This is a genomic window from Halomonas sp. ALS9 (genome assembly GCF_001651035.1).
Classification (GTDB): Bacteria; Pseudomonadota; Gammaproteobacteria; order Pseudomonadales; family Halomonadaceae; genus Vreelandella.
In genome coordinates, this window is record NZ_LXRG01000110.1 from 467,827 (window position 1) to 482,485 (window position 14,659).

The 14,659-nt window shown below is 56.5% G+C and carries 11 protein-coding genes; 8 read left to right on the top strand and 3 right to left on the bottom strand.

Annotated elements, in window-relative coordinates; genetic code table 11:
- The first annotated feature begins 43 nt into the window (after positions 1-43).
- The 5 genes from A6R74_RS10325 to A6R74_RS10345 all read left to right on the top strand — a co-directional run bounded on the left by A6R74_RS10325 (position 44) and on the right by A6R74_RS10345 (position 7,326).
- Positions 44-1,675, top strand: a complete 1,632-nt coding sequence (locus tag A6R74_RS10325; protein WP_064234454.1) for a DASS family sodium-coupled anion symporter — start codon at positions 44-46, stop codon at positions 1,673-1,675.
- Between the two features lie 125 nt (positions 1,676-1,800).
- Positions 1,801-2,946, top strand: a complete 1,146-nt coding sequence (locus A6R74_RS10330) for an exonuclease SbcCD subunit D (protein ID WP_064234455.1) — start codon at positions 1,801-1,803, stop codon at positions 2,944-2,946.
- A complete protein-coding gene (locus A6R74_RS10335) occupies positions 2,943-6,008 on the top strand; it encodes an AAA family ATPase (protein ID WP_064234415.1) in 3,066 nt (1,021 codons plus the stop codon). Before A6R74_RS10330 ends, A6R74_RS10335 begins: the two co-directional genes overlap by 4 nt.
- A gap of 101 nt (positions 6,009-6,109) precedes the next feature.
- Complete coding sequence (locus tag A6R74_RS10340; RefSeq protein WP_064234416.1) at positions 6,110-6,847, top strand: tellurite resistance TerB family protein; 738 nt, start codon at positions 6,110-6,112, stop codon at positions 6,845-6,847.
- Entirely contained in the window at positions 6,847-7,326 is a 480-nt protein-coding gene (locus A6R74_RS10345; RefSeq protein ID WP_064234417.1) for a phosphatidylglycerophosphatase A family protein, read from the top strand. The genes A6R74_RS10340 and A6R74_RS10345 overlap by 1 nt, the downstream gene beginning before the upstream one ends.
- 139 nt (positions 7,327-7,465) lie before the next feature.
- On the opposite strand, the gene A6R74_RS10350 is transcribed toward A6R74_RS10345, so the two are convergent.
- From A6R74_RS10350 to A6R74_RS10360, 3 genes are all read right to left on the bottom strand, one after another.
- Positions 7,466-8,848, bottom strand: coding sequence for an NAD-dependent succinate-semialdehyde dehydrogenase (locus A6R74_RS10350; RefSeq protein ID WP_064234418.1), 1,383 nt, complete (start codon positions 8,846-8,848; stop codon positions 7,466-7,468).
- Between the two features lie 185 nt (positions 8,849-9,033).
- Positions 9,034-9,687, bottom strand: coding sequence for a peptide-methionine (S)-S-oxide reductase MsrA (msrA, locus tag A6R74_RS10355; RefSeq protein ID WP_064234419.1), 654 nt, complete (start codon positions 9,685-9,687; stop codon positions 9,034-9,036).
- A gap of 134 nt (positions 9,688-9,821) precedes the next feature.
- Positions 9,822-10,754 carry a LysR family transcriptional regulator gene (locus A6R74_RS10360; protein ID WP_064234420.1) on the bottom strand — a complete coding sequence of 311 codons (933 nt, stop codon included), beginning with the start codon at positions 10,752-10,754 and terminating at the stop codon, positions 9,822-9,824.
- A gap of 149 nt (positions 10,755-10,903) precedes the next feature.
- Between A6R74_RS10360 and A6R74_RS10365 the strand changes: the two genes are divergently transcribed.
- The 3 genes from A6R74_RS10365 to A6R74_RS10375 all read left to right on the top strand — a co-directional run bounded on the left by A6R74_RS10365 (position 10,904) and on the right by A6R74_RS10375 (position 14,529).
- Positions 10,904-12,415, top strand: coding sequence for a CoA-acylating methylmalonate-semialdehyde dehydrogenase (locus A6R74_RS10365; RefSeq protein ID WP_064234421.1), 1,512 nt, complete (start codon positions 10,904-10,906; stop codon positions 12,413-12,415).
- A gap of 26 nt (positions 12,416-12,441) precedes the next feature.
- On the top strand, positions 12,442-14,118 hold the full coding sequence (locus A6R74_RS10370) for a GMC family oxidoreductase (protein WP_064234422.1): 1,677 nt from the start codon (positions 12,442-12,444) through the stop codon (positions 14,116-14,118).
- 204 nt (positions 14,119-14,322) lie between these two features.
- Complete coding sequence (locus A6R74_RS10375) at positions 14,323-14,529, top strand: cold-shock protein (protein ID WP_064234423.1); 207 nt, start codon at positions 14,323-14,325, stop codon at positions 14,527-14,529.
- Positions 14,530-14,659: the final 130 nt, after the last annotated feature.

Consider the following 14,659-nt stretch of genomic DNA (forward strand, 5'->3'; position numbering starts at 1 on the left):
TCTGACCGTAAGTGGCGCAAATTGTATGCATAAAACTGCCCTGATGACGGTATGGGATCAGCTATGGCATTCCCACTACCAAGCCAAAAACCTATTGATGTGCGCGCTGCCAACGGGTGGGGCCGCCAATGCCGCGGCTTCCAATGCCAAGCGCAACCCTACCCCTCAACCTAAGCCGCCTGCCTATACGACTCCTCAGAAGATTGGCCTGCTGCTTGGCCCGTTGTTGTTCGCTTTTGTAGTGATGTTTTTTCACCCTGAAGACTTAAGCTTTGAAGGGCGCATGGTGCTCGCTACCACCCTGTGGGTAGCCGTATGGTGGATCACCGAAGCCATTCCTATACCCGCGACCTCGTTGCTGCCCATTGTGCTATTGCCGATAACCGGCGCGCTGGATGGCAATACGGTGACCGCCGCTTACGGTAATCCGATTATTTTCCTATTTCTAGGCGGTTTTATGATCGCGCTGGCAATGGAAAGGTGGGATCTACACAAGCGTATTGCGCTGTCGATTATTGCCGTGCTGGGCACCAGTATTAACAGTATTGTCTTTGGCTTTATGGCCGCGACCGGCTTTTTGTCGATGTGGGTCTCCAACACCGCCTCGGTCATGATGATGCTGCCCATCGGTACCGCTATCGTGTACCAGGTTAGCCAAGAGCTGGCGAAAAGTGACGGCGACCACAGCGCCGAAATCGATAAGTTCAGCAAAGCGCTGATTTTTGGTATCGGCTACGGCGGTACCATTGGTGGTTTGGGCACGCTAATTGGTACCCCACCCAATATTATTCTTGCCGCGATTGTGAATCAGCTGTTTGGCATCGAGATTTCTTTTGCCGGTTGGCTTATGTTTGCTTTCCCTGTGGTAGTGGTGCTGCTGTTCAGCACTTGGCTACTACTGACGCGGGTGTTTTTCCGCATCGAATTTAGTCACCTGCCGGGTGGCAGAGAGCTTATAAACAAAGAAAAAGCGGCCTTGGGTAACACCAGCTTCGAAGAAAAAGCGGTGCTGGCGGTTTTCTTGTTTGCGGCTTTTATGTGGATCACTCGCTCGTTCTTGTGGCAAGGCCAGATCATCAATATCCCTGGTATCAATGACACCATGATCGCGATTGTTGCCGCGCTACTGCTGTTTTTGATTCCTTCCAAAAATAAGGGTGGCTGCCTGCTGGGTTGGGATGTGGCGAAAGACGTTCCCTGGGGCATTCTGCTGCTGTTCGGGGGTGGTTTAGCGATCGCTGCAGGCTTCGGCTCTTCCGGCCTGGCAGAGTGGATTGGTGGGCAAATGAGCGTGCTGGAAGGCGCCAACTTCCTACTGGTCATCCTGCTGGCGACCGGGATGGTGCTGTTCTTAACCGAAATCACCTCGAATACCGCCACGGCGACCATGATTTTGCCGGTGTTGGCATCGCTGGCGTTGGCACTGGATATCCACCCCTTCGTGCTGATGGTGCCCGCCGCCATGGCCGCCAACTGTGCTTTTATGCTGCCAGTAGGTACTCCGCCCAACGCAATCATCTTTGCCACTGGCAAACTGAAAATTATCGAGATGGTGCGCACCGGCTTCTGGATCAACATCATCGCCATGCTGCTGATTGTGGCGGCGGTGTATTTCCTACTGCCGGTCATGTGGGGCGTTGATCTCACCAGCTACCCTGACGCTTTCCGTCGTTAATAGCGCCAACTCGTACTGATAGCCCTGCCTGCGTGCGGGGCTTTTTTGTGGGTAGATGGCGTTTTATAAGTAGATTGAGTGTCGGGTTGTTATCATGCCGCTACACACTTTTTGCTGAGCTTGTTATGCGCCTACTTCATACCGCCGATTGGCACTTGGGACGGCTGTTCCACAACCTTTCGTTGTTGGATGATCAGCGCCATGTGCTTGACCAACTTATTGAGATCATCGATCGCGAAAACGTCGATGCGGTGCTGATTGCGGGCGATATCTACGACCGCTCGGTACCCCCCTCGGCGGCGGTAACGCTGCTGGATGAGGTGCTCCACGCGCTCTGCGAGGAGCGCAAACTGCCGGTAATCATGATCTCAGGCAACCACGACGGTGCCGAGCGGCTTCGTTTCGGCGCGCGCCACCTCCGCCAAGCAGGGCTGCATATCCTTTCCGACTTAGCTGATTTTTACACACCCGTCACACTGACTATTGAAGGTGTTGAAGTCGATGTGTTCGGTATCCCCTACGCTGATCCCGAGCATGTGCGCAGCCAGTTCAACGTTGAGGTGCGCGATTTTGACGGTGCCCACCGCTATCTGGTTGAACGCATCGAAGAGCAGCGTCACCCTACACGCCCCTGCGTACTGATGAGCCACTGCTTTGTGGATGGCGGCAGTGCCTCTGATTCCGAGCGCCCGCTGACACTGGGAGGTGCCGAAAGCGTCGCTTGGGAGCCGATGCAAGGCTTTGATTACGTGGCGCTTGGCCATCTACACGGCCCGCAGTATCGAGGCGGTGAGCATATCCGCTACAGCGGTTCGCTGCTCAAATACAGCTTTTCTGAAGCCAGCCAACGCAAAGGCGTTACGCTGGTGGATATCGACGTGTCCGGCGTCACCCGGATCGAACAGATCCCGCTGATACCCAGCCGTGAAGTACGCGTGTTAGAAGGCGAGATTGATGCATTGATCGCCCAGGGGCGAACAGACCCGCACGCCGACGACTACCTGCTGGTGCGGCTTACTGATCGCCACGCCATTCTCGACCCCATGGGCAAGCTGCGTGAGGTGTATCCCAACGTGCTGCACCTGGAGAAGCCTGGCATGCTGGACGCCCGGGGCAATCAGCAGCTTGATCGCGAGCGGCTGCGCTTTGATGCCCTGGATATGTTCAGTGACTTCTTTAATCAAACCAGCGGGGAGGCCATGAGCGAAGAGCAGGCAAGCGCCATGGCAGCGTTAATTAGCCAACTGCAGCGCGATGAGGCCCAGCAATGACGCCACTAGCCCTCACCATGCAGGCGTTTGGGCCTTTCGCGGGTAGTGAGACCATCGACTTCACTGCGCTGGGTAGAAGCCCACTGTTTCTGATTAACGGCCCCACCGGCGCCGGTAAAAGCTCGATTCTCGATGCGCTGTGTTTTGCCCTGTATGGTCAGACCACCGGCAATGAACGCGACCCTTCACAGATGCGCTGCGACCAGGCCGATGCCACTCTGCTGACCGAAGTCACGCTGGATTTTCGCCTGCGTGGGGTCGATTACCGTGTGCGTCGCGTGCCCCAGCAGGAGCGCCCCAAAGCGCGCGGCGAAGGCACCACCACTCATAACGCGGAAGCCCAGCTGTGGCGCTTGAACGCACAGGGTGAGCAGGAAACCTGTCTGGTAGCGCGCAAGGTCAACGATGCCACGGCAGAGATGCAAACCCTGATTGGCCTGGATGCTAACCAGTTCCGTCAGGTCATGGTGCTGCCCCAGGGCAAGTTCCGCGAACTGCTGTTGGCAGGCTCCAAAGAGCGCGAAGTGATTTTCTCTCAGCTGTTTCAAACGCAAATTTTTCAGCGTATTGAAGAGCGCCTGCGTACCCAGGCCAATCAAATCGAACGGGCGGTAAATGATCATCGCCAGCATATTAGCGGGATTCTCGCCGGTGGCGAACTGGAGAGCGAAGCCGCACTAGCGCAAGAGCAAGCGGCGCTGGCCCCCCAGGTGGGACAGGCACGGCAACGCTTTGACGCCGCCCAGCAGCAGCGCCGTCACGCCGAACAGCAGCGCGACCAAGCCCAGGCGCTGCAGCGCCAATTTGCGGCCCGAGAGTCGCTTGCCGCGGAGAAGGCCGGCCATCTTGAGCAGCACACTGAAATAGAAAGCAGTAAGGCGCGTTTAGCGCAAAGCGCCCACGCTCAGGCGCTGCGCCCGCAGAGCACGGCGCTCGCCCAAGCGCAGCAGGCGTTAACCACCGCTCAAGCTGAGCAGCGCCAGGCGCAAGCCGCGTTAACCACCCAGCGCACTAACGCTGAACAGGCGCAGCAGGTGCTAGAAGTGGCACGCCAACGCCAGGCGGAACTTCCCACGCTGCGCGAGCGGCATCGCCAGTTGGGCGAGTTTATCCACAAAAGCCAGCAGCTAAGCGAGTTGCAGGCGCGTTTTCAAACGGCGCAGGCCGCCTGGCAACAAGCCGATGCTGCGCTAAAGCGCGATGAGGCCCAGCTAGAGAGTATTCGTCATCAAGGCGAAGCCATTGGCGTGAACCTTGAGCGTTTGCAGCTGGAGTTCCAGCAACTGGCCAGCGCCCCAGCAGAGCTAAACCGTCATGCAAGCCTGCTCAATCAACGCCAAGAGTTGGATGAACTCACTCGGCAGGGGCGGGAATTAACCGTCCAACAGCAGCAGGCAACGGACGCACTCAGCCACCAGCAAAGCGAAGCAGCGCAAGCGCAGCGTCATGCCACAGAGCAGGAGATGCGCTGGCACCAAGGGCAGGCTGCACTGTTGGCGCTTAGCCTTGAAGTGGATGCCCCATGCCCGGTATGTGGCAGCCGTGACCACCCAGCTCCAGCGGCTCAAAACGCAGCTATCGTTACCCAAGTGCAGGTAGACACGGCGCGCGCTGCCCTGGAAAAAAGCCGACAGGCGCAGCAAGCCGCTGAACGTCATCACCATCAGCTCGCCCAGCAGATTAGCCACAACGCAGAGCAGATTCAGCGGCTTAGCCAGCATCTGGGCGAGTGGGCGAACCAAGCGCTCATGGAACTGCACAATGCCTGCGAAGAATTGCGTCGCCAAGCGCAGCGGCGGGAAAGCGTTGAGGGTGAAATTAGCCAGCAAACCGCTGCCCGTGACGCGCTGCGCCGGGAGTGGGGCGCGCTGGATAAGCAGCTGAAAGCCCAGCGGCCAGAAGTTGAAAAGGCTAAAGAAGAGGCGTTGCGTTTGGAGAGCCAGCGCGACCAGTTGAGCCAATCGCTGCCGAAAGAGGCCCGCGACCCAGAGGCGATGCGCCGAACCCTCGCCGAACTGGAACAGCAAGTCGCTCAGCTTGAAAAAGCCTGGGAGAGCGCTCAGCAGGCGCGATCGATTGCTCAAACTCAGCTGGCAAGGGCGGAAGAGCAGCTACGCGGCGCTAGTGAACGCGTCGAGCGTGGTCAACATGCGCAAGAGCAGGCGCAAACCGAGTGGCTAGCGGCGCTGCAGGCCAGCCCCTTCGAGGATGATGCGGCATTCCAGATGGCACAGTTAGACGACACCCAGCGGCAAGAGCTGGCTCATCAAGTCGAAGCGTATCAACAGCGCCTGGCTGAACTGGAAGGCGCGCTGCAGAGTTATCAAACCCAGCTGGCGGATAAAACGCCGCCAGATCTCGCTGCGTTGACACAGGTAACCGAGGCTGCTCAAGCGGAAGAGAATACCCAGTTAGAGGCGTGGCGAACGCTTGACGGCAGGTTAACCACGCTCAAAGGCATTCACCAAAAGCTAGCCGCGGCCCACGCCGCCCAGGCCGAACTGGAAGCCCAGTACCAGCTGTGGGGCACGCTCAGTGAAGTCGCCAACGGCCGCACCGGGCATCGCATCAGTTTGCAGCGCTTTGTGTTGGGCGTGTTGCTGGATGACGTGTTGATTCAAGCCTCCGAGCGGCTGGTGCGTATGAGCCGCGGGCGCTATCAGTTGGTGCGCCGGGAAGATCCCTCAAAAGGCAATAAAGCGTCAGGCCTGGAGCTCGATGTAGCAGATACCTATACCGGCAAGAACCGTTCGGTGGCAACACTTTCCGGCGGCGAGTCATTTATGGCGGCGCTGTCGTTGGCGCTGGGGCTTTCGGATGTGGTGCAAGCGTATGCTGGCGGCATTCAGTTGGATACGCTATTTATCGATGAAGGCTTTGGTAGCCTTGATCAGGATGCTCTGGATCAAGCCATCGCCATGCTCAGCGAGCTGCAAATGGGCGGACGTATGATCGGAGTGATCTCTCATGTCAGCGAACTGAAAGAGCAAATGCCAGTCCGTATAGACGTGCGTGCCAGCCGACAAGGCAGCACGGTAGAAGTGAAGGGCGCGCTTCTTTAATGTCTGGAGGTTAGTTCATGCTGCGTTCATACAGCATGTTCTATAACGTGGTTAAAACATCAAGCGCGCACTCAATATAATAGTTTCTTAGGAGTACAAGGATGAACGCAAGCAAGATTTTACAGCAGCTTATGCAGCAAGCCGGTGGCAGCCAGAAGGGCGGCAGCAGCAGTGGGGTTGATGTTAAAGGCATGTTGAGCGGGCTTTCAAAGCAGTTGGGCGGTAGTAGCAGTAAAGGCGGCTCCTCCAGCGGTTTTGATATGAAAAGCCTGCTCGGCGGTGGCGCCATGGGCATGTTAGTGGGTTCCAAACGCGGCCGCAGTATGGGCGGCAAAGCGCTGAAATACGGCGCCATTGCGGGCGTTGGCGTGCTGGCCTGGAAGGCGTGGCAGAGCTCCCAAGCGGCGAAAAATGGCAATACCCAGCAAAATACTGCCCAAGCTGCGTCAGAGGGCGAGCGGGTAGAAGTGCTTAGCGGTGAGTATCAGGAGCGCCGCAGCCTGGAGTTACTGCAGGCGATGATTATGGCCGCCCGAGCCGATGGGCATATTGATGAGCAGGAGCAGGCGCTGATTACCGAACAGATCGATGCGCTAGGGGCTGACCAGGAGATGCATAACTGGGTTGAGAGGCAGCTAAAAGCACCGTTGGATGCTCAGGCGTTGGCTCGGGAAGCCGATTCCCCCCAGGCGGCGCGGGAAATGTACCTTATTAGCGTGGCCGTGACTGACGACCAAAACCCCATGGAGCGCGCCTGGCTTGACCAGTTGGGCAGTGCCCTCAACTTACCCAAAGAGATGACCGCTGAACTTGAGCGCCAAGCGCAGCAGGCGGGTTAATGCTCGATACGGTTAATTTTTGGATAGCCACCGGCTTTGGGCTGGGGCTAGCGCCGGTGGCGCCAGGTACTTTTGGCTCGCTGCTGGGCATTCCCTTGGCGTGGTGGTTATTGAGCCGCCCGCTGGTTCAGCAGGGCTCCATCATCGCTGTTTTGCTGGTACTAGCAGTGCCAGTTTGCCACGTCGCTGCCTGGCACTATGACGGTTTGGATCATGGCAGTATCGTTGCCGATGAGTACGTTGCCTTTCCGCTAGCGGTAATAGGCTTAGCCGCTGCGCGTCATCCGCTGGTCATGGCGATAGCCTTTGTTGTCTACCGTTTCTTTGACGGGTTGAAGCCGCCGCCGATTCATTTGGCAGAGTATGTCCATGGCGGCTTTGGCATTGTGTTAGACGATGTGATTGCGGCGCTTGTGACCTGGGTAATTATGGCGCTGCTGTTGAAGTTCTGGCAGCGCAGAACCTCCCAGCGCGTCTAAACACAATATAGAGTGACAAAAAAGCGCCGTCAGTCTGATCATCAGGCTGACGGCGCATTCTTTACAGCTTTCTATTCACTGCTTTACAACTCGCTATTTACAACTGACGAGTCAGCTTACAGCTTTACTAGGCACGACATTACTCTTGAACGACAATGACCGACTTAACATTGACGAACTCAAGCATGCCGAAACCGCCATGCTCACGGCCGTAGCCGGAGTTTTTAACGCCGCCAAAGGGCATTTCCGGGGTGGCAACGCCAAAGCCATTGATGAACACCATGCCGGTATCAAAGTATTTACTGGCAAGTTCGGTGGCGCGCTTCACATCTTTAGAGATGATGCCGCCGCCCAGGCCGTAACGGCTGTCGTTGGCAATGCGCATGGCGTCTTCGTCATCTTTGGCACGAATCAACGCTGCCACCGGGCCAAACAGCTCGTCATCGTAAGCGGGCTGGCCGGGCGTGACGTTATCCAGCACGGTGACCGGATAGAAGGCACCTTTACCTGAAGGCTTTTCACCGCCGCAGAGAATCTTCGCACCTTTACGAACACTTTCTTCCACTTGTTCGTGAAGCCCATCGCGCAGATCGACGCGAGCCATGGGGCCTAAATCGCTGCCTTCCTGGGTGGGGTCACCTGCTTTGAGTGCCTGCATGCGTTCTACGTAGCGCTGTTTAAACGTTTCGTAGTTCTTTTCAGTCACTACAAACCGTTTGGCCGCCACACAGGTTTGCCCGCCGTTATAGACACGCCCTGTCACACAGGTGTCAATCGCGACGTCCATATCAGCGTCATCTAGCACTAAGTAGGCGTCATTGGAACCTAACTCCAGTACCGTCTTTTTCAAGTTCTCAGCCGCTTTGGCACCGACTTTACGACCTGCGCCGTCACTGCCCGTTAGCGTTACGCCCCGTACGGCAGGGTGAGCAATCACTTCGTCAGAAATGTCGTGCGAGATCACTAGCGTACGGAAGACGTTTTCGGGAAGACCCGCTTCGCGATAAATTTTTTCCAGCAGCAGACCGCTACCGGTAACGATTTCAGCGTGTTTCAGTAGTACGCCGTTACCCGCCATGATGTTGGCAATGGAGTAACGTACCACCTGATAGGCCGGGAAGTTCCAGGGCTGAATGCCGTAGATCACACCCATGGGTGAATAGGTCACAAAGCCACGCTCGCCATTGCCAGGCTGACGCTCTTCGTCGGCCAGCTTCTTGGGGCCGTGTTCAGCAGTGTAGTCACAGATGCCGGTACACAGATCCACTTCCTGGCGAGCCTGAGAAGGCAGTTTGCCCATCTCTTTGACCATAAGGTCGGCAAGCTCTTCTTTATGCGCCTGCAACGCTTGGCCAATGGCTTTTACCGTTTTAGCGCGGCTTTCCAGCGATTCCAGGCGCCAATCGAGAAATGCCTCGTAGCAGGCGTCTACTACCTGTTTGGCTTCCGCGCTGCTCATCAACGCGTAGGTTTCGAGGGTTTCACCATTGGTGGGATTAATCGTCGTAATGTTGTTGCTCATAAGATCTCCTATCTATAGATCAACGTTTGGGTCAAAGCGTCCAGCTCCTGGGCGCTTAGTCGACCGGTCTACTTCTCATGTGCAGTCACTCTAGTACAAATGAGCGCGTTTGCATAATTAAGCGCTCACCGTGGGGCAGTGTTTTGAGGCATCAGTTCCGTGAGGAAAGCGAATAAGAGGCTTTGCTACTCAAACGTAGGCCCGCCGGCTTCTTCACCCCAGACCTCTTCCAGGCGGCCATCACGACCACAGCTGTAGCGGTAAAATTTATAGCGCACGGGGTTCTTTTGATAATAATCCTGGTGGTACTCCTCGGCAGGCCAGAAGGTGGTGGCCGGTACAATCTGTGTGGCAATCTCCCGGTCAAAACGCGCCTCCATTTCCGCTTTGGACGCTTCGGCCAGTTCGCGCTGCTCGTCGTTGTGATAAAAGATCGCCGCACGGTACTGATCGCCCACATCGCAGAACTGGCGGTCAACGGCAAAGGGGTCGATATTGCGCCAGAAGATCTCCAATAGCTGTGCGTAGCTGATTTGTTCAGGGTCGTATTCGATTTGCACCACTTCAGCGTGGCCCGTGTTACCTCGGGTGATATCTTCGTAGCTGGGGTTCTCAAGCTCGCCGCCGATATAGCCGGAAATAGTGGCACTGACGCCGGGTTGATTGTCGTAAGGGGGTTCCATGCACCAGAAGCAGCCACCGGCAAACGTAGCCTCTGCATTGGCATGCTCTTGAGATGCCTGATCTTGAGAGGATTGAGCATAAAGTGGTGCACTGGCGAAGCCTACAACTGCCATGATGCACAGCGTTAAAGGGCGCAAGAGCGGAAGTCGGTTCATGTTGGCACTCCAGTGGCGGTGGCGTCATCGCGTGTTATTGAATCGATTAGTAGCTTGAGACGCGATTTCCTTACAGCCATTCTCTTATAGCTATTCTCTTGCAGCTGTTCTCTTACAAGCTGTTCTCTTACAAGCTAGCCGGGACGATGGGGCCATACCTCGTCCAGTGTACTTAGCGCAGCTTTCACCGGCGGCTCGTTGGCGCTGTCGTGGCGCCAGATAAAGCTCAATGCGCAGGGTAGGCGAATGTTGTCGGCTACGGCTAGACCACTCTCCTGGCGCTCGGTCATCGCCAGGGCGTCCCGGGCCAGGCTTAGGCCAACGCCTGCGCGAACCAGGTCAAGCATGCAGGCCTCTTGATCAACCTGGGCCACCCGATTGGGCACTGCGCCGCTTGGCCCAAGCGCCTGTTTTAACAGCCGATGGTGGGCGGAATTTTGGGGCGTGACAATCCACGGCAGCGTCGCCAGGTGCTCCCAGCGGGTATCCATAAGCCGGTTTTCCCAGCCTGCAGGGGCAATCACATGGTAGTGAAAATGCGTTAGCTCACGCCAGGCCAGCGCCGCATGTCCTTTGCCAGGGGCGAGCTCAGAGGCTAGGCCAGGGCCTTCGCCAGGCGGCGCTAGATAAAAACCGATATCTAAATCACCCTGTTCCACGCGGTTAAGCACGCTGCCGCTCATGCCATGCTGAAGCTCGGTTTCCAACTGCGGCGCACGGGCCATTAGGCGGCTTAAAAAGGCCCCCAGGCGGAGGAATTCCGGGTCGACAATGGTGCCGATTGAGAGCTTGCCGCGCAGCGTGCTGTGCAGTGTTCCGGCGGTTTGCTCAAACGCCTGGGCGCTGGCCAGGGCTTTTTCAGCGGCGGGTAACAGAGCGTGGCCGTCGGTCGTCAAGGCAAGCCCCTGGGGGCGGCGGCTGAACAGCGTGAGGCCCAAGTTCGCCTGTAGCTGCTTCAACTTTAGGCTAATGGCGGGTTGCGTCAGGTGTAGCTGCTCAGCGGCGCGTGACACGCTGCCCGTTCGTGCAACGGCCACGAAGGCGCGCAGTGTGGCGTAGTCCTGCATGATAGGCCTCAAATAGAACGCTGATATTAACAGAGCTTATAACTGGCTTTTGAATAACTCAATTGATCCGCTCGCTGGGCCCAGTAGGCTAGGCTGAAAGTAAGCATTTTGCACAAGCCCCCACATGCGTTCTTAAAACAGGTACTCCCATGACAACAACAGCGATTCAGCACTTTATTAATGGTCAGGTTACCGCGGGTGACTCGTCTCAAACCCAGGATGTATTCAACCCCGCCACTGGCCGCGTTACTGGCCGCGTATCATTGGCTTCCCCGGTGGATGTTAATACCGCGGTAGAGGCCGCCCAAGCCGCTTTCCCAGCCTGGGCAGATACGCCGCCCATCCGTCGCGCCCGGGTGATGTTCAAATTTTTGGAATTGCTGAACGCCCATAAAGATGAGCTAGCCGAAGCGATCACCAAGGAGCATGGCAAAGTATTCACCGATGCCCAGGGGGAAGTGGCCCGCGGTATCGATATTGTTGAATTTGCTTGTGGTATCCCGCAGCTGTTAAAGGGTGACTACACCGAACAAGTGAGCACCGGAATCGATAACTGGACGACGCGCCAGCCGTTAGGTGTCGTCGCTGGTATAACGCCATTTAATTTCCCCGCCATGGTGCCAATGTGGATGTTCCCGCTGGCGATTGCCGCGGGTAATACGTTTATTTTGAAGCCTAGTCCTCTAGATCCCAGCGCTTCGCTGCTGATGGCTGACCTGTTGAAGCAGGCAGGCCTGCCCGATGGTGTGTTTAACGTTGTGCAGGGTGACAAAGACTCGGTGGAAGCCCTTATCGATCACCCTCACGTTAAGGCGCTGTCGTTTGTGGGGTCTACGCCGATTGCCAACCTGATCTACGAGCGCGGCGCCCGTAACGGTAAACGCATTCAAGCACTCGGCGGGGCTAAAAACCATATGGTGGTAATGCCGGATGCGCATTTAGATAAAGCCGTCGACGCTCTGATCGGTGCGGCTTATGGCTCTGCCGGTGAGCGCTGCATGGCGATTAGCGTGGCGGTTTTAGTCGGCGATGTGGCGGACAAAGTCGTGCCAGCGCTGGCGGAGCGTGCCAAGGCATTGAAAGTAAAAGATGGTATGCAGCTGGATGCAGAAATGGGCCCCATTGTGACCCGCCAAGCCCATGAGCGGATTACTGGCTACATCGAAAAAGGCATAGCCGAAGGCGCTGAACTAGTGGTTGATGGACGCAGCTTTGAGGCCTCAGCAGCGGGTGATGACTGTGCCGAAGGGTTCTGGATGGGTGGCACGCTGTTCGACAACGTGACCCCGGAGATGACGATCTACAAAGAAGAAATTTTTGGCCCGGTACTGGTCTGCGTACGGGTGCCGGATATCGCTACGGCGATCCAGTTGATTAACGACCACGAGTTTGGCAATGGCGTTAGCTGCTTTACTGAAAGCGGTACGGTGGCGCGTGAGTTTGGTCGCCGTATTCAGGTCGGCATGGTGGGTATTAATGTGCCTATTCCGGTACCCATGGCGTGGCACGGCTTTGGCGGCTGGAAGCGCTCGCTGTTTGGCGACACCCACGCTTATGGCGAAGAGGGTGTACGCTTCTACACCAAACAGAAATCCATCATGCAGCGCTGGTCAGACTCCATCGACGCAGGTGCTGAGTTTGTGATGCCCACGGCGAAGTAACGCCTACACGTTATGGGAGCCAACGCATGCCATCGGCAACTAATAATAATTTTGACTATATCGTGGTAGGAGCAGGCACCGCCGGGTGCCTGCTGGCTAACCGACTCAGCGCCAACCCTAACAACAATGTGCTGTTGATCGAAGCGGGCGGTCGCGATAACTACCACTGGATCCATATCCCGGTGGGCTATCTCTACTGCATTAATAACCCGCGTACCGATTGGCTGTTTCGCACCGAGCCAGACAAAGGACTCAACGGACGTTCTTTGATCTACCCACGGGGTAAAACCCTGGGCGGCTGCTCAAGCATTAATGGCATGATCTACATGCGCGGCCAGGCGCGGGACTACGACCACTGGGCCGAAGTCACTGGAGACGATGCCTGGCGCTGGGAGAACTGTTTACCCGACTTTATCAAACATGAAGACCATTACCGCCTGGATGAGGGCGGCGATGCCGATGCGAAACACCAGGATTTTCATGGTCACGGCGGTGAATGGCGAATCGAAAAGCAGCGCCTCAAGTGGCAGGTGCTGGATGACTTTGCCGAAGCTGCCGTGCAAGCGGGCATACCCCGCAGCGACGATTTTAACCGCGGCTCTAATGAAGGCGTTGCCTACTTTGAGGTTAATCAGCGCTCGGGCTGGCGCTGGAATACCGCCAAGGCATTTTTGCGCCCCGCACTCAAACGCGACAACCTGACGCTATGGCACTCCACTCAAGTAAATCGCCTGCTGTTTGCAAACCGCGCAGACACACTGCAATGCACAGGCGTGGAGGTAGAGCGTGAGGGCAACCCCCTTCGCGTTGCGGCGAGCAAGGAAGTAGTGCTGTGCGCGGGAGCGATTGGCACGCCACACCTGTTACAACTTTCTGGTGTAGGGTCGACCGAACTGTTGCACGAACATGGCGTTGAGGTCGTCCATGAACTGCCGGGGGTGGGCGAGAACCTGCAGGATCACCTGCAGATTCGCTCGATATATCGCATCACCAATGGCAAAACCCTCAATGCCATGGCCAGTACGCTGTGGGGTAAGGCGGGAATTGGCCTTGAGTACCTGCTTAAACGCTCGGGGCCGATGAGTATGGCGCCTTCGCAGTTGGGCGCATTTACCCGCAGTACCCAGGATCAGCCGCACCCCAATATTCAGTACCACGTGCAGCCGCTAAGCCTGGAAGCCTTTGGACAGCCGTTACACCCTTATCCGGCGATTACTGCCAGCGTGTGTAATTTGAACCCTACCAGCCGGGGCACGGTGCGGCTTAAAAGCCGCGACCCGCGCCAGGCCCCGGCGATTTCGCCTAACTACCTGAGCACCCCAGAGGATCGCAAAGTGGCGGCGGATTCACTGCGGGTAACCCGGCGCATCGCGGAGCAGCCTGCGTTTGCCAAATACGCGCCGGAAGAGGTCAAGCCCGGTGTCGAGTACCAAAGTGACGATGAGCTAGCCCGGCTGGCCGGGGATATTGGCACGACTATTTTCCACCCAGTGGGCACCGCGCGAATGGGCCGCGAGGATGATGCCATGGCGGTGGTCGATGCGCGCTTGCGGGTGCACGGCATTAGCGGCTTGAGAGTGGCCGATGCGAGCGTTATGCCAACCATCACCAGTGGTAACACCAATTCGCCTACGCTGATGATTGCGGAGAAGGCTGCCGGGTGGATGCTGGCTGAGTGCCATGACGTTTCCGGCAGCACTTAGCAATAAGCGTTATTTATCAGCATTGTTAGGGGGTGTTGACGTGGGTGGGTGGTTAAGCGCAAAATGTGGGCAGTTGGTTAGCAAGTCGAACGTTGTCAGCAGTATAGAAGCGCCTCTAGCGTTAAATCTGGTGAAAGTCTCTTGTTATACCCACTGTAATTCGGGTATTTCCCGGTTTAATTAGCAACATTGAGGATTTTGATTATGGCAACTGGTACCGTTAAGTGGTTTAACGACACTAAAGGTTTCGGCTTTATTTCTCCTGACGACAATGGCGACGATCTGTTCGCGCATTTCTCAGAAATTCAGGCAGAAGGCTTCAAATCCCTGCAAGACGGCCAGAAGGTTTCCTTCGACGTCACTCAGGGTCAAAAAGGCCTTCAAGCTTCTAACATCAAAGTCGTTGATTAATTTCTGCGCACTGACATGTTAGCAATCACCGCCTAGCGTTGATTGATCAAAGAACCCCGCCAAGCGCGGGGTTCTTTGTGTCTATATGAACAGGCAAATATATACTTACCTCACACCTCACACCTCACAC

Coding starts and splice junctions, on each gene's coding strand:
- A6R74_RS10340 (WP_064234416.1), top strand. CDS start 6,110: ATGAACGCAAGCAAGATTTTACAGCAGCTTATGCAGCAAGCCGGTGGC.
- A6R74_RS10330 (WP_064234455.1), top strand. CDS start 1,801: ATGCGCCTACTTCATACCGCCGATTGGCACTTGGGACGGCTGTTCCAC.
- A6R74_RS10365 (WP_064234421.1), top strand. CDS start 10,904: ATGACAACAACAGCGATTCAGCACTTTATTAATGGTCAGGTTACCGCG.
- A6R74_RS10325 (WP_064234454.1), top strand. CDS start 44: ATGACGGTATGGGATCAGCTATGGCATTCCCACTACCAAGCCAAAAAC.
- A6R74_RS10370 (WP_064234422.1), top strand. CDS start 12,442: ATGCCATCGGCAACTAATAATAATTTTGACTATATCGTGGTAGGAGCA.
- A6R74_RS10335 (WP_064234415.1), top strand. CDS start 2,943: ATGACGCCACTAGCCCTCACCATGCAGGCGTTTGGGCCTTTCGCGGGT.
- msrA (WP_064234419.1), bottom strand. CDS start 9,687: ATGAACCGACTTCCGCTCTTGCGCCCTTTAACGCTGTGCATCATGGCA.
- A6R74_RS10375 (WP_064234423.1), top strand. CDS start 14,323: ATGGCAACTGGTACCGTTAAGTGGTTTAACGACACTAAAGGTTTCGGC.
- A6R74_RS10345 (WP_064234417.1), top strand. CDS start 6,847: ATGCTCGATACGGTTAATTTTTGGATAGCCACCGGCTTTGGGCTGGGG.
- A6R74_RS10350 (WP_064234418.1), bottom strand. CDS start 8,848: ATGAGCAACAACATTACGACGATTAATCCCACCAATGGTGAAACCCTC.
- A6R74_RS10360 (WP_064234420.1), bottom strand. CDS start 10,754: ATGCAGGACTACGCCACACTGCGCGCCTTCGTGGCCGTTGCACGAACG.